This is a genomic window from Devosia elaeis (genome assembly GCF_001650025.1).
GTDB classification, from domain to species: Bacteria; Pseudomonadota; Alphaproteobacteria; order Rhizobiales; family Devosiaceae; genus Devosia; species Devosia elaeis.
On the sequence record NZ_LVVY01000062.1, the window covers coordinates 85,690 to 110,867 of the forward strand.

Annotated in this window: 25 protein-coding genes; 13 read left to right on the top strand and 12 right to left on the bottom strand. The window is 65.1% G+C overall.

Features of this window, described 5'->3' with window-relative positions; genetic code table 11:
- Positions 1 to 23: 23 nt before the first annotated feature.
- From purU to A3840_RS03045, 5 genes are all read right to left on the bottom strand, one after another.
- Positions 24 to 878 (bottom strand): formyltetrahydrofolate deformylase, encoded by an 855-nt coding sequence (gene purU / locus A3840_RS03025; protein WP_067451635.1) that lies wholly within the window; start codon positions 876 to 878, stop codon positions 24 to 26.
- A 578-nt stretch (positions 879 to 1,456) separates the two neighbouring features.
- Complete coding sequence (locus A3840_RS03030) at positions 1,457 to 2,266, bottom strand: ABC transporter permease subunit (protein ID WP_082903612.1); 810 nt, start codon at positions 2,264 to 2,266, stop codon at positions 1,457 to 1,459.
- Positions 2,267 to 2,270: 4 nt separating this feature from the next.
- The gene (locus A3840_RS03035) at positions 2,271 to 3,125 is read right to left on the bottom strand and encodes an ABC transporter permease subunit (RefSeq protein WP_067451733.1); all 855 of its coding nucleotides are present in this window, start codon (positions 3,123 to 3,125) and stop codon (positions 2,271 to 2,273) included.
- Between the two features lie 274 nt (positions 3,126 to 3,399).
- On the bottom strand, positions 3,400 to 4,551 hold the full coding sequence (locus tag A3840_RS03040; RefSeq protein WP_067451641.1) for an ABC transporter ATP-binding protein: 1,152 nt from the start codon (positions 4,549 to 4,551) through the stop codon (positions 3,400 to 3,402).
- Positions 4,552 to 4,606: 55 nt separating this feature from the next.
- A complete protein-coding gene (locus A3840_RS03045) occupies positions 4,607 to 5,689 on the bottom strand; it encodes a polyamine ABC transporter substrate-binding protein (protein WP_067451644.1) in 1,083 nt (360 codons plus the stop codon).
- A gap of 435 nt (positions 5,690 to 6,124) precedes the next feature.
- On the opposite strand from A3840_RS03045, the gene A3840_RS03050 reads away from it, so the two are divergent.
- On the top strand, positions 6,125 to 7,048 hold the full coding sequence (locus tag A3840_RS03050; RefSeq protein ID WP_067451647.1) for a pseudouridine-5'-phosphate glycosidase: 924 nt from the start codon (positions 6,125 to 6,127) through the stop codon (positions 7,046 to 7,048).
- Positions 7,045 to 7,929 (top strand): carbohydrate kinase family protein, encoded by an 885-nt coding sequence (locus tag A3840_RS03055; protein WP_067451650.1) that lies wholly within the window; start codon positions 7,045 to 7,047, stop codon positions 7,927 to 7,929. The genes A3840_RS03050 and A3840_RS03055 overlap by 4 nt, the downstream gene beginning before the upstream one ends.
- Positions 7,930 to 8,168: 239 nt before the next feature.
- Here A3840_RS03055 and A3840_RS03060 read toward each other — a convergent pair whose 3' ends face one another.
- Both A3840_RS03060 and A3840_RS03065 read right to left on the bottom strand, forming a co-directional pair.
- On the bottom strand, positions 8,169 to 8,711 hold the full coding sequence (locus A3840_RS03060) for a DUF2726 domain-containing protein (RefSeq protein WP_067451653.1): 543 nt from the start codon (positions 8,709 to 8,711) through the stop codon (positions 8,169 to 8,171).
- A gap of 128 nt (positions 8,712 to 8,839) precedes the next feature.
- Entirely contained in the window at positions 8,840 to 9,646 is an 807-nt protein-coding gene (locus tag A3840_RS03065; protein WP_067451655.1) for a siderophore-interacting protein, read from the bottom strand.
- 151 nt (positions 9,647 to 9,797) lie between these two features.
- On the opposite strand from A3840_RS03065, the gene A3840_RS03070 reads away from it, so the two are divergent.
- Positions 9,798 to 10,319, top strand: a complete 522-nt coding sequence (locus A3840_RS03070) for an HPP family protein (protein ID WP_067451659.1) — start codon at positions 9,798 to 9,800, stop codon at positions 10,317 to 10,319.
- Between the two features lie 6 nt (positions 10,320 to 10,325).
- Here A3840_RS03070 and A3840_RS03075 read toward each other — a convergent pair whose 3' ends face one another.
- Positions 10,326 to 11,642, bottom strand: a complete 1,317-nt coding sequence (locus tag A3840_RS03075; protein ID WP_067451662.1) for an NAD(P)H-dependent oxidoreductase — start codon at positions 11,640 to 11,642, stop codon at positions 10,326 to 10,328.
- A gap of 271 nt (positions 11,643 to 11,913) precedes the next feature.
- Between A3840_RS03075 and A3840_RS03080 the strand changes: the two genes are divergently transcribed.
- From A3840_RS03080 to A3840_RS03095, 4 genes are all read left to right on the top strand, one after another.
- Entirely contained in the window at positions 11,914 to 12,204 is a 291-nt protein-coding gene (locus A3840_RS03080; RefSeq protein ID WP_067451664.1) for an STAS domain-containing protein, read from the top strand.
- A complete protein-coding gene (locus tag A3840_RS03085) occupies positions 12,201 to 12,566 on the top strand; it encodes a response regulator (protein WP_067451667.1) in 366 nt (121 codons plus the stop codon). The genes A3840_RS03080 and A3840_RS03085 overlap by 4 nt, the downstream gene beginning before the upstream one ends.
- Positions 12,567 to 12,601: 35 nt before the next feature.
- A complete protein-coding gene (locus tag A3840_RS03090) occupies positions 12,602 to 14,935 on the top strand; it encodes a chemotaxis protein CheA (RefSeq protein WP_067451670.1) in 2,334 nt (777 codons plus the stop codon).
- 87 nt (positions 14,936 to 15,022) lie between these two features.
- Positions 15,023 to 15,511 carry a chemotaxis protein CheW gene (locus tag A3840_RS03095; RefSeq protein ID WP_067451674.1) on the top strand — a complete coding sequence of 163 codons (489 nt, stop codon included), beginning with the start codon at positions 15,023 to 15,025 and terminating at the stop codon, positions 15,509 to 15,511.
- 285 nt (positions 15,512 to 15,796) lie between these two features.
- Here the strand turns inward: A3840_RS03095 and A3840_RS03100 are convergent, their stop codons facing one another.
- From A3840_RS03100 to A3840_RS03115, 4 genes are all read right to left on the bottom strand, one after another.
- Complete coding sequence (locus A3840_RS03100; RefSeq protein WP_067451677.1) at positions 15,797 to 16,222, bottom strand: GFA family protein; 426 nt, start codon at positions 16,220 to 16,222, stop codon at positions 15,797 to 15,799.
- A 2-nt stretch (positions 16,223 to 16,224) separates the two neighbouring features.
- A complete protein-coding gene (locus A3840_RS03105) occupies positions 16,225 to 16,689 on the bottom strand; it encodes an SRPBCC family protein (RefSeq protein ID WP_067451681.1) in 465 nt (154 codons plus the stop codon).
- The gene (locus A3840_RS03110; protein ID WP_067451684.1) at positions 16,676 to 17,026 is read right to left on the bottom strand and encodes an ArsR/SmtB family transcription factor; all 351 of its coding nucleotides are present in this window, start codon (positions 17,024 to 17,026) and stop codon (positions 16,676 to 16,678) included. The genes A3840_RS03105 and A3840_RS03110 overlap by 14 nt, the downstream gene beginning before the upstream one ends.
- Before the next feature lie 118 nt (positions 17,027 to 17,144).
- Positions 17,145 to 17,498: a hypothetical protein gene (locus tag A3840_RS03115; RefSeq protein ID WP_067451687.1), complete on the bottom strand. Its 354-nt coding sequence runs from the start codon at positions 17,496 to 17,498 to the stop codon at positions 17,145 to 17,147.
- 168 nt (positions 17,499 to 17,666) lie between these two features.
- Between A3840_RS03115 and A3840_RS03120 the strand changes: the two genes are divergently transcribed.
- From A3840_RS03120 to A3840_RS19930, 6 genes are all read left to right on the top strand, one after another.
- Positions 17,667 to 18,257 (top strand): chemotaxis protein CheD, encoded by a 591-nt coding sequence (locus tag A3840_RS03120; protein WP_067451690.1) that lies wholly within the window; start codon positions 17,667 to 17,669, stop codon positions 18,255 to 18,257.
- 90 nt (positions 18,258 to 18,347) lie between these two features.
- Positions 18,348 to 19,898: a methyl-accepting chemotaxis protein gene (locus A3840_RS03125; RefSeq protein ID WP_067451693.1), complete on the top strand. Its 1,551-nt coding sequence runs from the start codon at positions 18,348 to 18,350 to the stop codon at positions 19,896 to 19,898.
- 32 nt (positions 19,899 to 19,930) lie between these two features.
- The gene (locus A3840_RS03130; RefSeq protein WP_067451696.1) at positions 19,931 to 20,773 is read left to right on the top strand and encodes a CheR family methyltransferase; all 843 of its coding nucleotides are present in this window, start codon (positions 19,931 to 19,933) and stop codon (positions 20,771 to 20,773) included.
- Entirely contained in the window at positions 20,773 to 21,822 is a 1,050-nt protein-coding gene (locus A3840_RS03135; protein ID WP_067451699.1) for a protein-glutamate methylesterase/protein-glutamine glutaminase, read from the top strand. The genes A3840_RS03130 and A3840_RS03135 overlap by 1 nt, the downstream gene beginning before the upstream one ends.
- A 110-nt stretch (positions 21,823 to 21,932) precedes the next feature.
- Entirely contained in the window at positions 21,933 to 22,322 is a 390-nt protein-coding gene (locus A3840_RS03140; protein WP_067451702.1) for a response regulator, read from the top strand.
- A 249-nt stretch (positions 22,323 to 22,571) separates the two neighbouring features.
- Positions 22,572 to 25,073, top strand: coding sequence for a methyl-accepting chemotaxis protein (locus A3840_RS19930; protein WP_067451705.1), 2,502 nt, complete (start codon positions 22,572 to 22,574; stop codon positions 25,071 to 25,073).
- The last annotated feature ends 105 nt before the right edge of the window (positions 25,074 to 25,178 follow it).

The following is a 25,178-nucleotide window of genomic DNA, read 5'->3' on the forward strand; positions in this document are numbered from 1 at the left end:
GGAGCCTCAGGGCTTGATGAATTCTATCCGAAAACCACGGTTTTCTTGCCGTTGAGCATGACGCGGCTTTCCAGGTGGAGTTTGACGGCGCGGGCGAGGACGCGGCTTTCGATGTCGCGGCCGGCGGCGACGAGGTCATCGGGGCTCATGGCGTGGGTGACGCGGGCGGTTTCCTGCTCGATGATCGGGCCTTCGTCGAGATCGGGCGTGACGTAATGGGCGGTGGCGCCGATGATCTTGACGCCGCGCTCATGGGCCTGGTGATAGGGCTTTGCGCCCTTGAAGCTGGGCAGGAACGAGTGGTGGATATTGATCACCTGGCCGAAAAGCCGGGTGGAGAGATTGTCCGAGAGCACCTGCATGTAGCGGGCGAGGACGACGAGATCGGCGCCGCTGGATTTGACCAGGTCGAGCACCTGGGCCTCCTGGGCGGCCTTGGTGTCCTTGCTGACCGGCAGGTAATGATAGGGGATGCCGGCATCCTCGGCGATCCTGCGCGCATCTTCATGGTTGGAGATGATGGCGGCGACCTCGGCATCGAGCCAGCCGACGCGGATCTGGTAGAGCAGGTGCAGCAAGGTGTGGTCGAATTTGCTGACCATGATGACGATACGCCGGCGGCGGGCGGAATCGGCGAGCGCAGTCTTCATCTCGAAGCGCTCGATGGGCGATTTCAGCGCCTTTTCGATGGTTTCCCGGCTGACGCCCTCGGGGGCGGTGAAGGCCAGGCGCATGAAGAAGCGGCCGGTTTCCCTGTCCCAGAACTGATTGCTTTCGGCGATATTGGCGCCGAGGGCCGCCAGTTCGGTGGTGATGGCGGCGACGATGCCGGGGCGGTCGGCACAGGACAGGGTCAGGACGAAGTTGGCCGCGGGCATTGCTGCCTCCATTGAACAGGTCGGCAGGGATATCAACGGGCGCGGGGGTTCCGTCAAGTCTGGAGCGGCACGAGGACGCCAAAACGTCTCGCATTTGACGGGAGCGTCAGGCTTTCGGCGTTCCCGACCTCGTGGTTCGACAAACTCACCATGAGGTCTCCGATCTTTCGGGACAAAAGAAACAGAAAAGGGCCACTCCTGCGAGCGGCCCTTCCCTGAGTTTATCGGCCTTGAGGGCCAGGAGGTGTGTGCTTGTTAGCCGAGATCACTCCCAGTCAACACACGAAAACCCAGACCTTCCTCAAGAGCCAAAATCTCATAAGACACTGGATCACCTCCTTTGCATTGGTTGAACATGGGGGAAGTGTGCGCCCGATTTCCGGACCTGTCTAGTCACGAAAGATTTGGAGGGCATTGCCCGGTACGTGATCGTACCCTTCCCTTGCGGAGAGGGTTGGGGGAATCTTACGCTCGAACGTGGGGGCTCCCGCCCCCTCCCAGCGTCGCTAAGGCCCTTCGGGCCAAGCTGTGCTGCCCTCCCCGCAAGGGGAGGGTGGCAAGGAGCGGTGATATTGCGACTAGGCGCGCGCCTTCTTGGGGCGCGCGCGCAATTGGATGATGGTGGCGATCAGCACGCCGATGGCCACGATGCCGATAATGATGGTGGCGAGCGCATTGACGTCGGGGGAGACGCCGAGGCGGACCTTGGAAAAGATCACCATGGGCAGGGTGGACGACCCGGGGCCGGAGACGAAGCTGGCAATGACCAGGTCGTCGAGCGACAGGGTGAAGCCGAGCAGCCAGCCCGAGACCAGGGCCGGGGCGATGATGGGCAGGGTGATATCGAAGAAGGTGCGCACGGGCGAGGCGCCGAGATCCATGGCGGCCTCTTCCAGGCTCCGGTCGAAATCGGAGAGGCGCGACTGCACCACCACGCAGACATAGGCGGTGCAGAAGGTGGCGTGGGCAATGACGATGGTGAGGATGCCGCGACCCTGCGGCCAGCCCAGCATGCTCTCCATGGCCACGAAGAGCAGTAGCAGGGAGAGGCCGGTGATGACATCGGGCATGACCAGGGGGGCCGAGACCATGCCGGAGAACAGGGTGCGGCCGCGGAAGCGGCGGAAGCGCACCAGCGCCACGGCGGCCAGGGTCCCCAGCACCAGGGCGATGGTGGCGGCGATGGCGGCGATCTGCAGGCTCAAAATGGCAGCATTGATCATCTGCGGATCGCGGAACAATTCGCCGTACCATTTGAGCGAGAAGCCGGTCCAGACGGTGACCAAGCGGTTCTCGTTAAACGAGAACAGGACCAGGCTGACGATGGGCGCATAGAGAAAGGCGAAGCCGAGAACGGCGGCAATGGGCAGAAACCAGCCACGACGCAGCATATTACTTCTCCACCACGGCGCCCTGGGCGCGTTGCAAGAGCATGATGGGCACGACGACCACGACCAGCATGGCCACGGCCACGGCGGCGGCGCGGGGCCAATTGGTAGCCGAGAAGAATTCATCCCAGAGCACGCGGCCGATCATCAGGGTCTCGGGCCCGCCGAGCAGGGAGGGAATGACGAATTCGCCGATGGCCGGGATGAAGACCAGCATGGAGCCGGCGACGATGCCCGGCAGGGACAGCGGCAGGGTGATCGAGAGGAAGGTGCGCACGGGCCGCGCGCCCAGATCCGCCGAGGCTTCGAGCAGGGAGGCGTCGAGCTTCACCAGATTGGTATAGAGCGGCAGGATCATGAAGGGCAGGTAGGTATAGACCAGGCCGACATAGACGGCGAAATCGGTCTGCATCATCACCAGGGGCTCGATGCCGAACAGGCCGAGAAACTGGTTGATGACGCCGTTGCCGCGCATGAAGCCGGTCAGCGCATAGACGCGCAGCAGCAGCGAGGTGAAGAAGGGCAGGATGACCAGCATCAGGAGGATATTGCGCCAGGGCCCGGGGGCGCGGGCAATGGCATAGGCCATGGGATAGCCGATCAGCAGGGTGATGATGGTGGCGATGAAGGCAATGCGGATCGAGGACAGATAGGCCGCGACATAGAGATTGTCGGTAAAGAGGCGAATGTAATTGTTGAGGTGCAGCGTGAGCTGCACCGTGCCTTCCTCGCTGGTCAGCAGTGGGGAAAAGGGTGGGCGGCCGAATTGCTTGGTGGCCAGGGAAATGCCGAAGACCACGAAAAGCGGAATGAGGAAGAAGACCAGCAGCCAGAGCAGCGGCGCGGCAAGCACCAGCATGCGCCCGGTAATGCCGACCCTGGCCAGGCGCTTTTCCACCGCGTTCCACGGACGCAGGCGGCGCGGCGGGGGATAGGTGGGCTCGTGGGTGTTGGTCATGATTGTGCTCCGCTGCCGGTGGCGAACGCGATGCGCGCCCTCTCCCTGGGGGGAGAGGGTTGGGGTGAGGGGGCCTTTCGGCAAGTGAGCGAGCGGAAGGCCCCCTCACCCGGCGCTGCGCGCCGACCTCTCCCCCAGAGGGAGAGGTGGCCTGCGGCCATTTCGTGCCTTGCCGTCATACCGTCAGCACCGAGCCGGCATTGTCGTCCCAGGTGACGAAGACCTGTTCGTCCCAGGTGATGGCGTCGGGATTGCCGCGCACATTGTTGGTCTGGCTGACGCGGATGCGTTTGCCGCTTTCGAGGGCGACCTGATAGACCGAGATATCGCCGAGATAGGCGATTTCCTCGACAATGCCGGTGGTGACATTGGCGTTGAAGGGGTTTTCCGGCTTTTCGCGGGACAGCGCCATCTTTTCGGGGCGGATGGCCCACCACAGGATCTGGTCGGGGGCGCAATCGACGCCGTGGCCGACATAGATGTCGCAGCCCAGCTCGGCCGAGCGGATGCGCACGTGATCGGGCTCGTCCTCGGTGACGGTGCCTTCCACCATGTTGACCGAGCCGATGAAGCCGGCGACGAAGCGGGAATTGGGGAATTCGTAGATGTCGGTGGGCTCGCCGATCATGGCGATCTCGCCCTGGTTCATCACCCCGATGCGGGTGGCCAGGGTCATGGCCTCTTCCTGGTCGTGGGTGACGACGATGAAGGTGACGCCGAGCTGTTCCTGGATCTTGACCAGTTCGAACTGGGTCTCCTCGCGCAGCTTCTTGTCGAGCGCGCCGAGGGGTTCGTCGAGCAGCAGGAGCTTGGGCCGCTTGGCGAGGGCGCGGGCCAGGGCGACGCGCTGGCGCTGGCCGCCGGACAATTGGTGGGGCTTGCGCTTGCCGTAATCCTGGAGCTTGACCAGGGCCAGAAGCTCGGCGACGCGGGCGTCGATCTCCGCCTTGGGCAGGTGGTCGCGCTTGAGGCCATAGGCGATGTTCTGTTCCACCGACATATGCGGGAAGAGCGCATAGGACTGGAACATCATGTTGACCGGCCGGTTATAGGGCGGCACGTCGGTCATGTCCTGGCCGTCGATCTCGATGATGCCCGAGGTGGGGGTCTCGAAGCCGGCCAGCATGCGCAGCAGCGTCGACTTGCCCGAGCCGGACCCGCCCAGGAGACAGAAGAGCTCGGAGCGGTAGATATCGAGCGAGACGTCATGCACCGCCGAGACGTCGCCGAATTTCTTGGTGACGTTGCGAATACGCACGAAGGGCTTGTTGTTGGCACTATCGCGCCAGGGGCGGGTGTCGATAGCCAATTGCGGTTTCTTTGCCATGAGCGCTCTGCCCGAAAGAGTGAAGGGGCGGCTCGGTGCCGCCCCTTGTTGAGACTTACTGGCCCGTTTTGATGCGGGTCCAGGTGCGGGTCAAGGTCTCTTCGTAATCGGGCGTGTGCGCCTGCATCACGAAGGCCTTCTCGATGGTCTCGGCGGGCGGATAGATGCCCGGATTGGACTTGACTTCCTCGTCCACGAATTCCAGCGCCGGCAGGTTGGGATTGGCGTAGTAGACGTAATTGGTGATGGCCGCGACCACCTCGGGCTCGAGGATGTAGTTGATGAACTTGTGGGCATTGTCCGGATGGGGAGCATCGGCGGGAATGGCCAGGAAGTCGAAGAGGGTCGCCGCGCCTTCCTTGGGGATCAGATACTCGATCTCGACGCCCTCGGCGGCATTGTCGGAGGCGATGAAGACGTCGCCCGAATAGCCCAGCGCCAGGCAAATCTCGCCATTGCCCAGGTCATCGATATATTGGGACGAATGGAAATAGCGGATCGAGGGCTTGATGGAGTTCATCAATTCCTCGGCCTTGGTCAGGTCCTCGCTCGATTCCGAATTGGGATCGAGGCCGAGATAGTGGAGCGCTATACCCATGACCTCGGAGGGGCTGTCGAGCACGGCGACGCCGCAGGACGCGAGCTGGCCGACGATTTCGGGATCGAACAGCAGGTCCCAGCTGTCGATGGGGGCGTCGGCGCCGAGTGCGGCCTCCACCTTGGCGGCGTTATAGCCCAGGCCGATCGTGTTGATCATGTAGGGCACGGCATGGGCATTGTCGGGATCCTGCGCGGTGGCGGTGGCCATGACGGCGGGATCGAGATTGGAAAGATTGGTCAGCTTGGACTTGTCGAGCGGCAGGATCAGGCCGGCCTTGATCTGGCGTTCGAGGAAATTGCCCGAGGGCACGACGATGTCGTAGCCGGAATTGCCGGCGAGCAGCTTGGCGTCGACGATCTCGTTGGTGTCGTAGACATCGTAATTGACCTTGATGCCGGTCTCCGCCTCGAAATTGGCGATGGTGTCCTCGGCGATGTAATCGGACCAATTATAGACGTTGAGGACGGGCTCCTCCTGGGCGATGGCGGGGCTGGCGGCCAGCAGAGCGCCCAGGGCAATGGCGAGCGACTTTTTCATGTTGGTAGTCTCCTGTGGGGACCGGATGGAGGCAAGTGGCGTCCTTATGGACGGCCGGTTCGACGCGCGAGGCGCCCTTCCGCGGAAAGAGCCGCGGCTCAGCCCCGGGGGCTCATCTTTGAGAACCCGGAATGGTGGAAAACGGAAACTGAATCAGGGCGCCGGCGTCGCGCCCGGAGGCGGCCGGCAAATTCGCTGCAATCTGCCCGGAGCCGGGCGCACATCGAGGCGCGCGGGGCGCACCATCAACAATGGACGTGGTCAGCGAAGTGCCCTTTCCCTCATCAATGGCGGGCAAATTATCGCCAAAACCGGGGGGCTACAAGGGATTGTTACACATTCCCCGCAGCACTTGACCCCGGTGTTGCGCGGGCGCACAAGCGGGGCAAATCGCCTGCCGCGACGGCGGCCGGGCCCCCTCTTTCGGAGTTTTCCATGTCTGTGCAATCCTATCTCTCCCTTTCGCCCGAGGTCGCGGGTGCCCTTTCGGCCGGCAAGCCCGTGGTGGCGCTGGAATCGACCATCATCACCCATGGCATGCCCTATCCGCAGAATCTGAGCATGGCGCGGGAAGTGGAGGACGTGGTGCGCGCCAATGGCGCGGTGCCGGCGACCATCGCCATCATGGACGGCAAGCTCAAGGTGGGCGTTTCCGGCGAGGACCTGGAAGTGCTGGCCCGGGAAGGCCACAAGGCGGCCAAGGCCAGCCGGCGCGACATGGCGAGCCTGCTCGCCAACGGCGTCATGGCCGGCACGACCGTGGCCACCACCATGCAGATCTCGGCCCTGGCCGGCATCAAAATCTTCGCCACGGGCGGCATTGGCGGGGTGCATCGGGGGGCCGAGGCGAGCTTCGACATTTCCGCCGATCTCGAGGAACTGGGCCGCACGCCGGTGGCGGTGATCTGCGCCGGCGCCAAGTCGATCCTCGACATCGCCAAGACGCTGGAAGTGCTGGAGACCAATGGCGTGCCGGTGCTCGGTTTCGGCACCGACGACTTCCCTGCCTTCTGGGCGCGGGAAAGCGGGCACAAGGTGGACCAGCGCTTCGATGACGCGGCAGGGATTGCGCGGATGCTGACCATTCAATCCGATCTCGGCATGGGGGGCGTGCTGATCGCCAATCCCATTCCCGAGGAAGATGCCTGGGAGGCTTCGGCCATCGAGGGCTTCATCACACAGGCGCTGGCCGATGCGGATGCGCAGGGGATCAAGGGCAAGGCCGCGACGCCGTTCCTGTTGCAGCGCATGTTCGAATTGACCGGCGGCAAGTCGTTGGAATCCAACATCGCGCTGGTCAAGAACAACGCGAAAGTGGCGGCCGATATCGCCGTGGCCCTGGCCGGAAAGCGCGCATGAGCGCTCGGGTCCTGGTCGTCGGCGATGTGATGACCGATATCATCGTGCGCCCCGAGGGTCCCCTGGTCATCGGCTCGGACCGGCGCGCGGAAATCCGTCACAGGCCGGGTGGCTCGGGGGCGAACCAGGCCGTGTGGCTGGCCGCTGCCGGGGTGGAGGTGCTGTTCGCGGCCCGGGTGGGCACGAGCGACCGCGCCATGTACGAGAACTATTTCCGGGGCCGCGGCGTCGTCCCGGTCCTGGCGGGCGATGACGAGATGCCCTCGGGCGTGCTGGTGACGCTGGTGGATCCGGGCGGCGAGCGCAGTTTCCTGACCGACAGGGGCGCCAATCTGCACCTGTCGGGCGCCGATTTGGCGGAAGAGCTGCTGGACGGGGTCGGGCTGGTCCTCGTGTCCGGCTACAGCTTCTTTGCCGCCGGGCCGCGCAAGGCGGTGCAAAGGCTGCTGGCGGCGGCGCGGGCGCGCGGCACAGCGATTGCCATCGACCCGGCCTCGACCGGCTTTCTCGACGAAGTGGGGCCGGGCCGGTTCCGCGACTGGGTGGGGCCGGCCGACTGGCTCTTCGCCAATGAGAGCGAAGCGGAAATGCTGGGCGGCCATGCCGATCTCGATGCGCAATTGGCCGATCTCGGTGGCCAGTTCGGCCATGTGGTGATCAAGCGCGGTCGGTTCGGCGCGGCGCTGGGGGATCGGGCGGGCGTGACGCTCAGCCTGCCGGCACCGCTGGTCAAGGCGGTGGACAGCACCGGGGCGGGCGACGCCTTCGCAGCCGGTTTCATCGCCGCCCTGATGGATGGCGAAAGCCATGAGACCTGCCTGAAAAAGGGCATCGAGGGGGGCGTGGCCGCGGTGCAGTTCGTGGGCGGGCAGCCGCAATAGCGGGTGGGTTTGGGGGCGCCGTTCATCGTGCCTGCCGGCACCCTCCCAGCTTCGCTCTCTCCCTCTTGAGGGTGAGAGAGGCAAAAGAGCATCAAAGCCAATGCGGATCGTCACCCTCTGGCCTGACCCGAGGTTTCTCTGTTTTTGGGTGCATCGCAAACGCCCTCGGGTCAGGCCGAGGGTGACGATCCGGGGGTGGGAGTGGTTCAGCTATGGCCCCCTCCCTAGGACCCTCCTCTTCAGCGGGCGATTGCCGCCGGCGCCGAGGGTGGTTTGCCGCGCTGGATGGCGGCGGTGACCAATTGGCGGATTTCGGCTGGCTGGTGGTGGCCGAAAATCTCCAGATATTCCACGCCGGCCCGGCGCAGGGCCTCGCGCTTGACGGCGTCGCGGGCCGGGGCGTCGCCCTGGAAATGGCCATTGCCCTGGTGCTCGATGGCCAGGATGGGGAAGCCGAACGTGTCGATGATCAGCATGTCGAGCCGTTTGGAATTGATGCAGCGAAACGCTTCGGTGTCGGGGGAGGAGAGGATTTCGCCCATGCTGGTCTGCGCCATGAGGCGATAGCCGGGGCCGCATTTCGGCAGATGGGCTTCGATGGTGCGGAAGAGGTCGAATTCGGCGCGGGAGAGCAGACGCTGCCTGTCGAAGCGGGAGCGCATGACGATGCGCAATTGGTCTGAGGCATCGATGGGCGTCGAACGCCGCTGCCGGGTCAGCAGGCGCAGAAGGCCGAGCAGCAGGGCCAATCCCAGGATTGACAGGGGCAGCAGATCGTCCATCCCGGCGCCTCAAAGCGAGAACTTTTCGGGAACAGAATTGCCGCCGCCGCGCCGGATTGTCAATCGGGGCCGGGGGTGGCCATGCAGGTGGATTGCCCGGACGCGCCGGGCAATGACGGTTGGGCGGATCAGTGATCCTCATGGGCGTCGGCGACGCCGAGGCGCCAATAGCCGGCGGCTTTGACATATTCGGGATTGAAGCCGCGGCTTTCGGTGAGATGGGCGCGGACCGACTTGGCCATGCCGACTTCGCCGGCAATATAGGCATAGGCGACGCCCTCGGGGAACCTTGCGGCGCGGGCGGCGTCGAGCACGAGGCTGGTGGTGCCGGCGGGAGCGCCGTTGCGATGCAGATAGGTGAGGGTGAGATCGGCCTCGGTGTCGAAACGCTGCTCCTCGGCGGCATTGTCGACCTCGATCAGGGCGAGGACCCTGGCGCCGGCCGGCAATTCCTCGATGCGGCGGCCGATGGCGGGCAGGGCGGTTTCGTCGCCGGCCAGCAGATACCAGTCGAAGGCCATGGGAATGACCAGCGAGCCGCGCGGGCCGCCGATCACCAGGGTTTTTCCCGGCGCCGCGGCGGCGGCCCAGCTGGCGGCGGGACCATCGCCATGCAGCACGAAGTCGAGCTCGATCCAGCCCTGGGCGATGTTCCAGAAGCGCGGGGTGTAATCGCGCATCTCCGGCCTGGTGCCGGGCGGGAATTCAGCGCCGTTCGGGCCGATGGGCGGCAGCAGGGGCGTCACGCCCTCGGGGAAGAAGAAGGCCTTGATGTGGTCGGCATGACCGGGCGAGGCAAAGCCTTCCAGATCGCCCTCGAGGCGGATGCGGCGCATCAGCGGGGTGATGTCGGTGATTGCGGTGACCGTCAGCAGGCGCAGGCGGGTGTCGTGGCGGACGCGCCGGGCCGCGCGCGGATCGATGGTCTCGGTCATGTCTTATCCTGATAAATCTAGTCAGCAAATACGCCATGCCCATGGCGAAGGCAAGCCGCCAGCACCGGAGCGAGATAAATGGCCGCCGGGGCTCGCCTCGGGGTGGGGCGGCCTATATAGGCAGGCGGTCCCGCCCCGCGCCGTTTCCATCATGCATCCGCTGCTTTCCCGATATATTGCCCGCCACGAGCCACGCCATGACTGGCGCATTCATGCCAAATCCGTCGCCGGAACCACGGCCAGCGTCACCCTGATCGGCTGGTTTTCGGCGGTGACCGGGCTGCCGCTGCTGCTGGCGCCGCTGGCGCCCACGGCGCTGCTGATGTTCAGCCAGCCCGAATCGCCGGGGGCGCAGCCGATCAATATCTTCGCCGGCTATCTGGTGGGCACGATCATGGCGGTGCTGGCCATGCAGGTCGTGCCCGAGCCCTGGTGGCTGGCGACGCTCTGCGTGGGGCTGACCATGCTGATCATGCTGGTGCTGCGAGTGACCCATCCGCCCGCCGCGGCGGTGCCGCTATTGGCCTATTCCGGGCCGGTCGAGCCGCTGACGCTATTCGCCGTCCTCTTCCTCGCCTGCACGCTGCTGGTGCTGGTGGGGGTGATCGTGCATCGCCTGCCGCCGCGCAGCCGCTATCCGCTGCCGCTGGTCGAGGAAATCGACGGGGAATAGGCGCGGCTAGTAGCCGAGCATCCGGTCTTGCTCCTGGCGCAGGGCATAGAGCCGGGTGCTGGTATCGGGCCGGGTATTGGCGCTGGTGAGCAATTCGCCCTTGGAAATCGGCGCCGTCACCTTGCCGCCTTCGAGCAGGCCGACCGGCAGGGCACCAAGGGCCTGGGCATCGGTGACTTTCATGGCATAGGACCGGTAGCAGGTCTCCCCGATGGCATCGAGAGCGTCGCCCGGCTTGAGGTCGCGCTTGGCGACGGCGCAGACTTCGGCCACCGGACGGGGCAGGGGCACCATGTCGGGCTTGCCGGTCAGCATGATGCGGGCGCAGGTCAGGGGGACTTCGAGGCTCGTCAGGTGATAGGGGCGGAAGAAGGCGTAATAGGGCCCATGGCCGATATGGAGATCGTCCATGCGCTCGATGATGCGGGGATGTTCGGCCTTGACGATGACGAAGACGCCGGGCGCCACGCCCTTGCCGATGGTGAAATCGACGACGCCGGAGGAATTGAGGATGCCGCCATCGGCCTTGGGGATCAGGACCTTGGCCATGTCCTCGCGATTGGTGGCGGGGCCGTGCATGCCGGGCACGTCGGGGAGGAGGCCGGTGGCATTGGCGATGGCGGTCATTTCGACGGCGGTTTTGGAGCCATCGACGAATTCGACCAGCATGCGCGGGTTCATGTTCCGGCGCGTGGCTTCCTCATGGTAATCGTCGGGCACGGCGTCGTGCTTCAAGGGATTGTTCTTGCCCTTGCCGGCGGCGACGATGTCGAGGCCCAGGGCGGAGACGAATTCGATCAGCTCCATGCAGGAGCTCGGCTCGTCGCCCGCGCCGACCGAATAGACGACGCCCAGCCTGTCGGCCTGGGCCTTCAGATAGGGGCCTATGGTGACGTCGGCTTCCACGTTCATCATCACCAGATGCTTGCCATGTTCCATGGCAAGCAGATCGTAGTCGGCGGCGACGCCCGGCTTGCCGGTGGCGTCGATGACGACGTCGATATTAGGCGTGGTGACCAGGGTTTCGGCGGAGGTGACGGCGATCTTGCCTGCCTCGATGGCGGCACTGGCCTGGGCGGGGCTGTCGGCGATACGACCCATGGAAGCGTCGCCGTCATAGGCGATCTTCATGGCGTCGAGCGCGGTATGGGGCCGGCGGGTGGCGATGGCGGCCATGTCGATGCCCGGCATCAGGCTCATCTGGGTGACGAGATCGGTGCCCATCTCGCCCGAGCCGATGACGCCGACGCGAATGGTCTTGCCCTCGGCGGCGCGGGCAGCGAGGTCACGGGCAAGGCCGGTCAGGGCGATTTTGGGAGGCATGGCGGTTCCGATCCAAGTGTCGGGGATGCGATAGCGCCGCGGCGGGGCGGGGGCAAGGCTTTCAAGCGGCCAAGGCCTTGTTGGTGGATGAGGGCTGGGGCGGTCGCCGGCATTTGGGGGCCAGCCCTGCGAGCGTGGCGCTCCGGGCCTATGCCTCTCCAGTCGCGCCACTGGCGCGCCTGGCCCCTTCGGGGACGGGGCATAGTTAGCACTTCTTAAACCGTTGGCGCTGAATATGCCGGGCGGAGAGGGACTCCGGGGGCGAGCCGTCATGGCCAAGCAAAGCACAAGAGCAGTGGCGCTGCCAGCGATCATCGATCTCGACGCCATCGACGCGATCCGCGACCAGCTCGCCGAGGCGCTGGACGAAGGCGCGGTGCTGGTGGATGCGGGCGGGGTGGAGCGCGTGTCGACCAATGCGCTGCTGCTGCTGGTCAGCGCCGCCGAAACGGCCCGGAGAAACCATTTTGACTTCGGCATTGCGACGCCGAGCGCGGCCATGCTCGCCGCGATCGAGCGGCTGGGCCTCGGCGCCCAGTTTTCAGGGATGATGAGACAATGACCTTGCGCGTACTGACGGTGGACGATTCGCGAACCATCCTGGCCATGCTGCATCACACGCTGTCCAATGCGGGTTTCGAAGTGCTGCAGGCCGAGGACGGCAAGCAGGGGCTCGACCTGCTCAAGGCCGAGAGCGTCGACGTGGTGATCACCGATATCAACATGCCGGTCATGGACGGAATCGAGTTCATCAAGAACGTACGCGCCACCGGCCAGCACAATTCGCTGCCCATCCTGATCCTCACCACCGAAACCAGCCAGGACAAGCGCGACCAGGGCAAGGCCGCGGGCGGCACCGGCTGGATCGTCAAGCCGTTCGACCCGGAAAAGCTGATCTCGGTGATCCAGCGCGTCGTGCATTGACCAGAACCGGACCCAGAAGGGTTGGATAGGCGTAGATGAGTGATCTCGACGACTTTAAGGCCACCTATTTCGACGAATGCTCGGAGCTGCTCACCGAGCTCGAAGAGCAATTCGCCGCCATCGAGGCCGGCGAGCGCGATGCCGACAGGCTGAACGCGGTTTTCCGCGCCATCCATTCGATCAAGGGCGGCGCCGGCGCTTTCGGCTTTTCGGCCATGGTGGGCTTTGCCCATGCCTATGAAACCCTGCTCGATTATGTCCGCGACGGGCGGGTGGAGCTTACCGACGAGGTGGTGAGCCTGTGCATCCGGGCCAATGACATCGTCGCCGATCACGTCAATGCCGCCCAGTCCGGGGACGATCTGCCGGCCGATTACGGCGCCGATGAGAAGGCGCGCTTCGATGCCCTGGCGCGCGGCGACAGCGCCGAGGACGAGGAAGGCGAGCCGATCGAGGATTTCGATATCGAGTTCACCCCCGTCATGGTCAATCTGGACGCCCCGGCATCGGGCGAGGCCCCGGTGGCAGACGCTTTCGAGGCGCCGCCGATGCAGGCCGAGACGGGAAGCTGGGAAATCCGCTTCACCCCGCATCGGGCGCTCTATGCCCGTGCCAACGATCCGCTGCTGCTGTTCCGCGAACTGGCGGCCTTGGGGCGAATGCAGGTGGTGGCGCGGCTGGGCGAGGTGCCCCCGCTGTCCGACTTCGAGCCCTTTGCGGTCTATTGCTCCTGGGAGATCACGCTGTCGGCGCCGGAATTGAGCGAAGCGGCGATCCGGGAAGTGTTCGAATTCGTCGACGGCGATTGCGACATCGTCATCGCCCAGGCCGGGTCCGCTCCTTTTGCCGGGGCCTCATTCGAGGATAGCCCGGCTGTCGAAGCCGCCGCAGCGGCGCAGGACGAGCCGGACCTATCGAGCCTGCTGGCCCTCACCGAGGACGAGATGAACGGGGGACCGCTGGTGGCGGATCTGCCCGAGCCCGTGGCGCCGCCCGAAGACTTTGCGCCCGAACCCGAGGCGGCGCCGGCCGGCGCCCAGGACGCGTTCGAGGAAGCGCCGGCGCTGTCCTTCACGGCCCTGGCCGAAGCCATCCAGCCCGCCCCAGCCCCGCAGGCGGCCAAGCCCGCCATGCCGGCGGCCAAGGCGCTGCCGGCCGCGGGCGAGGGCGATGAGGGCCATCGCAGCGTCGGCGTGCAATCGATCCGCGTCGATCTCGACAAGGTGGATCGCGTGGTCAACATGGTGGGCGAACTGGTCATCACCCAATCCATGCTGACCCAGCAGATGGATGAGACGCTGCGCGCCCGCTATACCGAATTGGTGCGGGGGCTCGAAGTGCTGGCCCAGACCACGCGGGGCCTGCAGGATTCGGTGATGGCGATCCGCGCCCAGCCGGTCAAATCGGTGTTCTCGCGCATGCCGCGGCTGGTGCGGGAACTGGCGAGCAAGACCGGCAAGAAGATCAAGCTTGAAACGATCGGCGAGAATACCGAGATCGACAAGACGGTCATCGAGCAGCTTTCCGATCCGCTGACCCATATGATCCGCAATTCGGCCGATCACGGCATCGAGGATCCGGCAAGGCGGCTGGCCGCCGGAAAGGGCGAGACCGGCACGATAAGGCTGTCGGCGGAGCAGGCGGGCGGCAATATCCTCATCATCGTCGAGGACGACGGCGCCGGCATCAATCGCGAGCGCGTGCTGAAGCTGGCGCGCGACAAGGGGATCGTGGCGCCCGAAATCACCCCGACCGACGAGCAGATCGACCAATTGATCTTCGCCCCGGGCTTTTCGACCGCCGAGGCGGTCAGCGACATTTCCGGGCGCGGCGTCGGCATGGACGTGGTGCTCTCCAATATCAAGAAAATCGGCGGCTCGGTGCATGTCCGGAGCTGGACCGGCAAGGGCACGCGCATGACGCTGCGCCTGCCGCTGACACTGGCCGTGCTCGACGTCATGTTGGTCAAGGTCGGCGGCGGTCCCTATGTGGTGCCGCTCTCCTCGATCGTGGAAACCATGCAATGCTCCAGGGCCAATTTCGAGCGCGTGCCCTCGGGTGGACGGGTGCTGCAGGTGCGGGGCGAATATGTACAGGTCATCGATCTGGGCCAGCGGTTCGGCCTGCCCAATGCGGTGGCGGCCGAGGAGCAGTTCGTGGTGCTGTGCGAGACCGAGGGCAGCCAGAAGGTGGCTTTGGTTGTGGACGATATCATCGGCCAGCAGCAGGTGGTCATCAAGAGTCTCGAAGAGAATTTCGAGCGCGTGGACGGCATTGCCGGCGGCACCATCCTGGGCGACGGCAATGTGGCGCTGATCGTGGACGTGCAGGGCCTGCGCAGCACCCATATCCATCAGAATGCGGCCTGATTTGCGGGCCTGGTGTTAAGACATTGGCGTCATCTGGCGCGATAGAGTGAATGAGCTGCCCAGGACGGGCATTGGAAAGGCAGAGAAATGGAAGCCCTTAGCCTTCGCGACGACATGAGCGACAAGAGTGCCGCTGCCGGGCAGAACAGCCTGCAGCTGATCGCCTTTTCCATCGGCGAGCAGACCTATGGGGTCGAAATCACGACGGTGCGCGAAATCCGCGCCTGGAACGGCGCGACGCCCCTGCCCAATACAAGAGAATTCGTGCGCGGCGTCATCAATCTGCGCGGCACGATCGTGCCGATCTTCGACCTGCGCGCCCGCTTCGGCGACGGCCAGACCGCGCCCACCAAGAACCATGTCGTGGTGGTGATGAGCGTCGGCGACAAATGGGTCGGGATCCTGGTCGATGCGGTGAGCGACATCCTCACCGTCAATCGCGACGACATCCACAACGTGCCCGAGGGCAATGCCATCGACACCGAATTGCTCAACGGCATCGTCACCCATGACAATCGCATGGTCGGGCTCATCGACCTGCATGCCGTGGTGACCGGCGCGAAGATGGATGGCTAGGGCCGGTTCACCGCAATGGAATTTTGAAGGGCGCCCCGGGCGCCCTTTTTATTTTGGGCCGTTTCTATCGTGCTCATCGCCACCCTCGGGCCGGAGCCGCCGCCTTGGGGTGTGGTGGCAGGCCCTCGGGTCGGGCCCGAGGGTGACGAGTTGTGGTTGGGGCTGGATCGTTCGACAACGCGATGCGGCACCCTCCCCCTTGCGGGGAGGGCAAACAGAGCTTGGGTCCGCGAGGGCCTAGCGGCGCTCGGGAGGGGGACGGGCGGCAGGGTGTAGTGTTGGACACTAGAGATAGGTGGAATGGACCGGGGGCTGGTCCTGCCGGTCGGCGATGCCGTTTTCGTAGATGATGGGCACGGCGGCGAGATCGGCTTCGTCCACATTATCGAGGCTGGCGAGGTTGAGGGCGTAGAACCAGCCGTTGAAAGGCGCCATGTCGAGATAGCCTTTGGAAAAGAGCTGCACCCCGCAATGGCGGCAGAAGCGGTGGTGAATATGGTCCTCGGGCCATTGCGAATCGGGGGCGCGGTAATCGGCCAGGTCCGCTTCGCCCGAGAGCAGGCGGATATCGTCGGTGCCGACAAAGCTCTTCCAGTAGCGGGTCTTGCGGCAATAGGTGCAATTGCAGCGCTGGCTGGGGGAGGCGAGGTCGACATCGGCCTCGAAATGCACCGCGCCGCAATGGCAGGAGCCCTTATAGGTCTTCTTCATGCTTATTTCTCCTCCCGGGTGGCGAGATAGGCCGCTTCCTTGTCGATGCATTCGCTCCAGCCGTCGCGATGGCTGTCGCGCTCGGCACTGTCGGCGAAGGGGCCCTGGCGGAAGTGCTGGAGGGTGACGCCATCGACCTCGCGCCAGGTGAGCGTAATTTCATTGGCGTCGGTGAGGCCCGAATCCCGTTCCCAGGCAAAGCTCATGACCAGTTTTTCGTGTGGCACGATTTCGCGGAATGCGCCGCCGAACCAGCTATCCCCATATTGCTCGGCCCGGATCAGGCCGCGATAGCGCCCGCCCGGGCGCAGATCGAGACTGTAGGAGGGACAGGTGAAATCCTTGGGACCGAACCAGCGCTTGAGCCAATCGGCGTCGGTCCAGAGCCGCCAGAGCAGGCCGGCCGGTGCGGTGAAACGGCGCTCGATATCGAGCCAATGGCCCAATTGGGGATCAGTTCGAGACATCGCTGTCTCCCTTGGTCAGGTGTTCGATGAGGGCATCAAGCTTATCGAAGCCTTCGTCCCAGAAGCGGCGATATTCCTCGATCCAGGCGGCGACATCGCGCAAGGGCGCGGCCTGGAGCTGCACCGGCCGCCATTGGGCATTGCGGCTGCGCGAGACCAGGCCTGCCTCCTCCAGCACCTTGAGATGCCGGGAAATGGCGGGCAGCGAAATATCGAAGGGCGCGGCAAGCTCGCCGACACTGGCTTCGCCACCGGCCAGCCGGGCCAGGATGGCGCGACGGGTCGGATCGGCCAGCGCCGAGAGCGTCACGCTCATCGGGTCGGAGGCCTTTTGCATTTAACGACCTCATTAATTAATATAATGGTTAAATAAGGGGTGTGCGTATCCTTGTCAAGCACCGACACGCAAAAGGCGCCTTGCGGCGCCTTTTCGAATGCATGCAGCGGAAGGGGCGTTAGAACAATTCGGCTTCGCCGTGCACCTGGTGGGCGGCGATGCCGGACAGGGCGGGGACGCGGAGTTCGTCCAGGGTCAGGCTGGCCCAGATTTCGTCATAGACGCTGTCGGGGGCGGTGGGGGGCAGGAGGGCGAACTGGCGTACGGCCAGCGCCATGTTGTGGCAGCGCTGCTCGATGCGGTCCTGGCCCTGGAGGGCGGTGACGATCAATTGCATGGCATGCTGGACGCTGGGATCGGCGGCGATCTGCCGATCGGCCAGGATATCCAGGGCTTCGGTGATGCCTTCCAGCATGGACGCGGTCTGCCGCGCCGTCTCGTCCAGTTCCCTTGCCAGTTTCTGCAATGACATCGAATATTTACCCTAGCCCTGATGCGCTCACCCTATCCCCCCATTTCTAAACCTCTCCTTGCCGTGCCTGATCGTGCCAGCCCGCTCCGCCTTTGTGGTTAGCAATTGGCTAACGAGTTCTCCTCTACGATCCGGGTCGATTTGCCCGCACAGGTTTCCCAGCGACCGATGGCCCTTACTTCTTCCCTGCCACCCGAATTCGATCGTGGGGTGGTAACCAATGTCCATCAGGGCGATTGCCATGTGTCCAACCTGCCCGATGTCACCTTCTCCACCGTTCTGGGGTCGTGCGTCGCGGCCTGCATCCGGGATCGCGTCGCCAATGTCGGCGGCATGAACCATTTCCTGCTCGCCGAGCAATCCGGCGCCGCCCGCGACCGCTACGGGGCCTCGGCCCGCTATGGCGCCTTCGCCATGGAGCAATTGATCAACAAGGTGCTGAGCCAGGGCACGGGGCGGAAGGCCAACCTGGAGATCAAGATCTTCGGCGGCGGCAAGATCAATTCGGCCCTGGACGATGTGGGCGCCAAGAATATCGAATTCGTTCGGCAATTCCTGGTCGATGAAGGCTATGTGGCCACGAGCCAGGACCTGGGCGGCACCTATGCGCGGCGGGTATTGTTCAAGCCGCATTCGGGGCGCGCCTTCGTCAAGCGGCTCGACAGCGATATCGGCGCCAATGTGGCCCGGGAAGAACTGGCCATCGCCCGCCGCCGCGTGGTGGTGCCGGCTGCGGTCAGCGATATCGAGCTGTTCTAGACCGATCCGTCGGCGGAGACCTTGCAAAGGTCTTACCGGGCCGGGCGGCGCTATAGACTTGATTAACCATTCTCCGGCTAGGACTTTTTCATGCCGGACCGCTCCGCCACATCGACCGATTCGAGCCTGCATGGGCGCGGCTTCCAGCTCATGCTGGGCGCCTGCGGCCTCTGGCTGCTGGCGGGGATGATCGCGGTGGGCCTGCTGCTGGCGCTGGGGCCGGGCCCGGCCTGGTTCTCAATTTGCGGAAGCCTGGTGGGGCTGGCGGCGGCCGGAAGCCTTGCCGGCGGATACCTGTTCGATCGGCGCGACGAGGCCGAGCTGCGAGCAATGACCCTGGCAGCGGGCCTCGAGGCGCCGCCCGGGGTCAAGCTGAAAATGGCCGATATCGTGCATCTGCTGGGGGCAAGGCTCGACCGGGCGCATCATTTCCGCGCCGCCATCGGCGCGCTCGACATCGTCGCCCTGGTGGTCGATGCCGATGGCACGATCCTGGCGATGAGCCGAGGCGCCGAATTGCTGGCGCCGGGTGTGCATGAGGGGCAGAGCCTGGGTGCCCTCTTCGGCGCCGGCTACCTGGCGGGCGGCGGCGCGCCCGAAGAGGGGCTAACCCTTCTTGGCGGGCGGCGGCTGATCATTGCCCGGCACGCCCTGCCATCGGGCCGCTATCTTTTGGAAATGCGGCCGGCGGGCCATTATCTCGATGACGACGAGTTGGATGCGCTGGCCGGGGCGCTGGGCAGTGGCCAGAGCAGCTTCCGCTTCGAAACGAAAGCGGCCCAGGCCAATCCGGCCCTGGCGCTGCTCAATGCCAATCTGGAACGGCTGGATGCGGGCATGGCGCAGTTCCGCGCCATCCTTGCCGGGCAGGCGGATGGAGCCGCCGATCCCGGCCTGCCGCTGGCGGCCGAAGGCCAGCGCGTGCTCGACATGGTGGAGGCCTTGCTCGACCGGCAGCGCGAGGCGGACGATGTGCGCCAGGGCCTCGAGGCCCGGCTGGCTGCGGTCAAGACGCTGCTGGGTCAGTTCGAAACCCGCGCCGCGGCGCTGGAAGCAGCGGCGGAAAACGGGCAGGCGGACCTTTCGGGACAGGTGGAAAGACTGGCCGCGCTGGAAGCGCAATTGGCCGAAAGCCGGCAGGCGGGGCGGGAGGCGGAAAACCTTGCCGATGCCGCGGAAGTGGCGGCGGGACGCATCGCGGCGCTGGTGGGCGATATCGACATCATGGCGCGCGATATCGACAGGATGAGCGCGGGCATCGAGGACGTGTCCTTCCGCACCAATCTGCTGGCGCTGAACGCGGCAGTGGAGGCGGCCCGGGCGGGCGAGAAGGGAGCGGGCTTTGCGGTGGTGGCGGACGAGGTCCGGCAATTGGCGCAGGCGACCAATCGCTCGGCCAAGGATATCCGCGCCATCGCCGACAAGGGCCGGGTGCAGGCGCGCGAGGGTCTCGGCGAGGCTGGCGAGATGCAAAAAATCACCGAAGCGCTGCGGGAGCATTTACGCAATCTAAGCAATGCGCGGACCAGTATCGCGGCAAACGCGCAGGACGAAGCGGCGTCGGAACGACCCGCAATGCGGACCGGCAGGGCGGGCGACAGGATCGGTCAGGAGACCGTTTTCGTCCGCCGCGCGAGCTAGCCGGAAGAAGCCGGCGAACGAGGAAGAACGGCATGGAACAGGGAGAATTCTCCCTCAGCGAGCGGGAATTCGGGCGGATCAAGGCCCGGGTCTATTCGGTCGCCGGAATTGCACTGTCCGACGCCAAGCGGACGCTGGTGGTATCGCGGCTTTCCAAGATCCTGCGGGCGCTGGGCCTGCCCAGTTTCGATGCCTATCTCGATTATCTCGATCGGGGCGGCTCGGCCAAGGACGGGCAGGATTTCGTCAACGCATTGACCACGAATCTGACGCGCTTCTATCGCGAGGACCATCATTTCGAGCATTTGCGGGCCCATGTCGGCGCGCTGATGACCGAAAGGCCGCGCGGCAGCCGGTTGCGCATCTGGTCGGCGGGCTGCTCGACCGGCCAGGAGCCCTATACCATCGCGCTCGACCTCCTGGCGGCCTTTCCCGATCTCAGGCGCTGGGACTTCAAAATCCTGGCTACCGATATCGATACGGCGGTAATCGCCAAGGCGGGGCAGGGCCTCTATCCGGAGAGCGAATTGACGGGCCTTGCGCCGGAGCGGGCAAGGCTGTTCGAGAAGAATGGCGACGGTACGATCCGCATTCCGGCCGCGGCGCGGGAGCTGGTCTCGTTCAAGCCGCTCAATCTCATCGGGCCCTGGCCGATGAAGGGGCCGTTCGACGCCATCTTCTGCCGCAACGTCGCCATCTATTTCGACAAGCCCACCCAGGGAGAGATGTTCGGCCGCTTTTCCAAAATGCTGGCGCCGGAAGGTTTTCTCTATATCGGGCATTCGGAAAATCTGGGTTCGGGTGGCGAGGGCTTCCGGCTGGTGGGCAAGACCATCTACCAGAGCCGTGAAAAACTGAGCAGGCGGGCCGCGTGATGGGCATCAGGGTTCTGGTCGTCGACGATTCAGCGCTGATCCGCGAGGTGCTCGGCCGCATGCTGACGCGGGACGGCGATATCGATGTGGTGGGCACGGCGGTCGATCCCATCGAGGCGCGCGAGAAGATCAAGGCGCTCGATCCGGACGTAGTGACGCTCGATATCGAAATGCCCAATATGAACGGGCTGGCTTTCCTCGAAAAGCTGATGCGGCTGCGGCCGACGCCGGTGGTCATGGTCTCGACCCTGACCAAGAAAGGCGCCAGCGAAACGCTGCTGGCGCTGGAACTGGGCGCGGTGGATTTCGTGGCCAAGCCCAGCGCGGAATTCGCCGGCGGGCTCGATGCGTTCGGAGCCTCCCTGCGCGACAAGATCCGTGCCGCGGCCAAATCGGATGTGCGCGGCCGCTCGGCCAGCCGCGGCGAGGCCGTCAAGCCGGTTCTGCGCAGCGCGGCGGCGCCGGAGGGCGCGATGATCGCGCTGGGGGCGTCGACCGGGGGGGTGGAAGCGATCCGCGCGGTGCTGTCGCAATTGCCGGCCGATTGTCCGCCCGTGGTCATCGCCCAGCACATGCCCGCCGGCTTTACCGGGCGCTTTGCCGCGCGGCTGGACGAACTCTGCGCGCTCAAGGTGGTGGAGGCGGCCGACCGGATGCCGCTTCTGGCCGGCCATGCCTATGTGGCGCGGGGCGACCATCATCTGCGGGTGGAACGCTCCGCGGGCCAGCTCAAGTGCCGGCTGGGGCAGGAAGCGCTGGAAAGCGGGCACCGGCCCAGCGTCGACGTGCTGTTCTCTTCGGTGGCCAAGATTGTGGGGCCGCTGGCGGTGGGCGCGATCCTGACCGGGATGGGGCGCGACGGGGCGCGGGGGCTCAAGCTGATGCGCGAGGCCGGCGCCTATACGCTGGGACAGAACCAGGCCTCGGCCCTGGTCTATGGTATGCCGCGCGTCGCCTTCGAGGAGGGCGCGGTGGTCGAGCAGGTGCCGCTGGAGCAGATCGCGGCCAAGCTCGCCAATGCGCTGGTCAAGCTCCGCCCCGCCGCCTGAGCCGGCCGGAACAATGCGCCCGGTGCGGTTGATAGAATTGTAACGCTTGGCCCCTAGAGTCGGTGCAAGTGCGGCCCGAAGGCCGTAGGCGCGTAGAGGTAAGAAAAACCATGCCAAAAGCAAGCGCTGTCAGCGTCCTGATCGTTGACGACCAGCAGTCGATGCGCGGTATCGCCAAGTATATTCTCACCCAATTGGGGTTCAAGGACATCATCGAGGCCAAATCCGGGCGCGATGCGCTGGGCAAGCTCGAAAAGTCCAATGTCGACCTGATCATTTCTGACTGGAACATGGACGATATCGACGGGCTGACCCTGCTCAAGGTCATCCGCAAGCATCCCCGCACCCAGGCCATGCCTTTCATCATGGCCACCGGGCGCTCCGACAAGGAGCAGGTCAAGGAAGCCATTTCTTTCGGCGTCAACAATTACATCATCAAGCCTTTCGACGCGATGACGATGAAGAAGCGCATCGAGGCGGTGATCGGCGCGCTGACCTGAGCGCCTCCCCGATCCCTATGTCCAGCGCCCCTGCCGCAAGGCGGGGGCGTTTTGCTTGGGGGTCGGGGATAATCGACTGTGAAGCATCTCGCATGGCCATGCCCGTGCGGCGGCGATGCCAATGGGATTTATCCGTAAGGAGTGATTAATCCCAAGCCTGTATCGTTTTCGCCCAGTCGATCGGAGGAATCGCGTCGCGCGCCAAAAAGGCCGGATCGCGAGATCGTCGCTGGGGGGGGAGAAGTATCCATGAAGGTATTGCCGCGTCTCAAGCTCGCGCAGAAATTGCCGCTGGCGCTGGTGGGGTCGGCGCTGCTGGTCAGCGCCGGGGTCGGCATTGCCAGCTACATGATCGGGCTGGGCACGGTTCAGGACCAGCGCGACCAGTCGATGCAGGCCTCGCTCAACACGGCGACGGCCCTGGTCAGCGATTATTACGGCAGCGCCGAGGTCGACCTCCGGCTCTTCGTGCAGCGCTCGGACACGGTGACGGCGATGAAGAACCTCGCCCGGGCGCTGGACGAATTGCGCATGGGCCTGGCCGAGCGCGCCGCCCAGCAATTGCAGCTCGCCTATGTCATCGAGAGCCCCAATCCCGAGGACCGGGCGGCGGTGGACAGCAATATCAAGGGCGCCACCTATGATGCGCCGCACAAGCGGTTTCATCCCGGCTTCCGCACGCTGATGCAGGAGCGGCATTATGCCGACGTGCTGCTGATCAGCGCGACGGGCGACGTGGTCTATTCGGTGGCCAAGAATATCGACTTTGCCAGCAATGTCGCCGCCGACGATTCCGGGCTGGGCCGGGCCTTCGCTGCGGCCAAGGACCTGCCGGACGGGCAGGCCGCCTTTGTCGATTTCTCCTTCTACGAGCCGGCCGGCGGGGCGCAGAGCTTCATGGCCATGCCGGTCTATGACAAGGATGAGAATACCGGCGTCATGGTGCTGTCGATCTCGCCCGAGGCGGTGAGCGCGCGTGTTTCGGGGCTTTCCGGGCTCGGTCTCAGCGGCGAAGTGGTGGTGGTGGGCGCCGATGGGCTGCTGCGCACCGAATCCCCGCGCACCGAGGAGAGCGACGTGCTGGCGACGCGGCTGAGCAGCGACGCGATCGACAATGCGCTTGAAGGGGCGAGCGGCGAGGGCATCAGCCAGGATTATCGCGGCGCGCCCATGGTGGTGCGGGCCGCGCCGGTCAGCGTGGGCGGCGTCACCTGGGCGGTGGCGGCGGTGCAGCCGGAAGATGAGGCCTATGCCGCGGTCGTCGAGATGCGCAACATGACCATGCTGGTGGGCGGGGGGCTTCTGGCCATCGCCGCTCTCTTGGGCATGCTGTTCGCCCGCACGATCACCCGGCCGATTACCCGGCTGACGACCAGCATGGAGGCGCTGGCCAATGGCGAGCTCTCGGTGGCGGTCGAGGGCGGCGGGCGGCACGATGAAATCGGCGCCATGGCCCGCAATGTGGAAGTGTTCCGCGAGAACGCGCTCAAGGTCAACGAAATGACCGAGGCCGAGGCGGCGCGCATCGTCGCCGGCCAGGCCGAGCGTGCGGCCATGATGCAGGATTTGCAGCGGGCCTTCGGACAGGTAGTGGACGCCGCCATTGCCGGGGATTTCTCGCGGCGCGTCGATACCGAATTTCCCGATGACGAGCTCAATGCGCTGGCGCGCTCGGTCAATGGACTGGTGGAAACGGTGGATCGGGGCCTGGCCGAAACCGGCTCGGTGCTGTCGGCCCTGGCCGATACCGACCTGACCCGCCGCATGGAGGGCGATTACCAGGGCGCCTTTGCGCGACTCAAGGCCGACACCAATGCAGTGGCGGACAAGCTGACCGATATCGTGGGCCAATTGCGCGACACGTCCCGCGCCCTCAAGACCGCTACGGGCGAAATCCTTTCGGGCGCCAACGACCTGTCCGAGCGCACCACCAAGCAGGCGGCCACCATCGAGGAAACCTCGGCAGCCATGGAGCAATTGGCCGCCACGGTCATGGCTAATGCCGAGCGGGCCCGGGAGGCCAGCGGTGTGGCCAGCGGCGTGACCCATACGGCCGAAGCCGGTGGACAGGTCATGGCCAATGCCAATGAGGCCATGGAGCGGATCACGGCCTCCTCGGCCAAGATCTCCAATATTATCGGGCTGATCGACGACATCGCCTTCCAGACCAATCTTCTGGCGCTCAACGCTTCGGTGGAAGCGGCGCGAGCCGGGGAGGCCGGCAAGGGCTTTGCCGTGGTGGCCGTGGAAGTGCGGCGGCTGGCGCAGAGCGCGGCGCAGGCGTCGAGCGACGTCAAGGCGCTGATCGAGCAGAGCGCCGGCGAGGTCAAGGGCGGATCGCGGCTGGTCTCGGAGGCGGCGGCGCGGCTGGAGGAAATCCTCACCTCGGCCCGCGCCTCCAGCGAATTGATGAACGGCATCGCCCGGGAAAGCCGCGAGCAGGCCGCCTCGATCGAGGAGGTCAATACCGCCGTGCGCACCATGGACGAGATGACCCAGCACAATGCCGCCCTGGTCGAGGAAATGAATGCCTCGATCGAGCAGACCGAGGCCCAGGCGAGCCAGCTCGACCGGATCGTCGATATTTTCGCGCTGGAACAAAGTGCCGCCCGGCCGGAGCCGGCGCCGGGCAAGGTGACGAAATCCCTTGCCGAGGGCGCCCGCGGATTGCAGGGCAAGCTGCACAAGGCGGCCAAATCCTATCTCAGCAAGGGCAATGCCGCTCTGGACGCGGACTGGAGCGAGTTCTGAGGCAAAAAAGGGCGCCAGCGGCGCCCTTTTTCTTTTCATCGATTGTCGGGTATTTCCCCGATATTGCTGAAAGCATAGGTAATCGGGCTCGCTCTGAGCATGAGG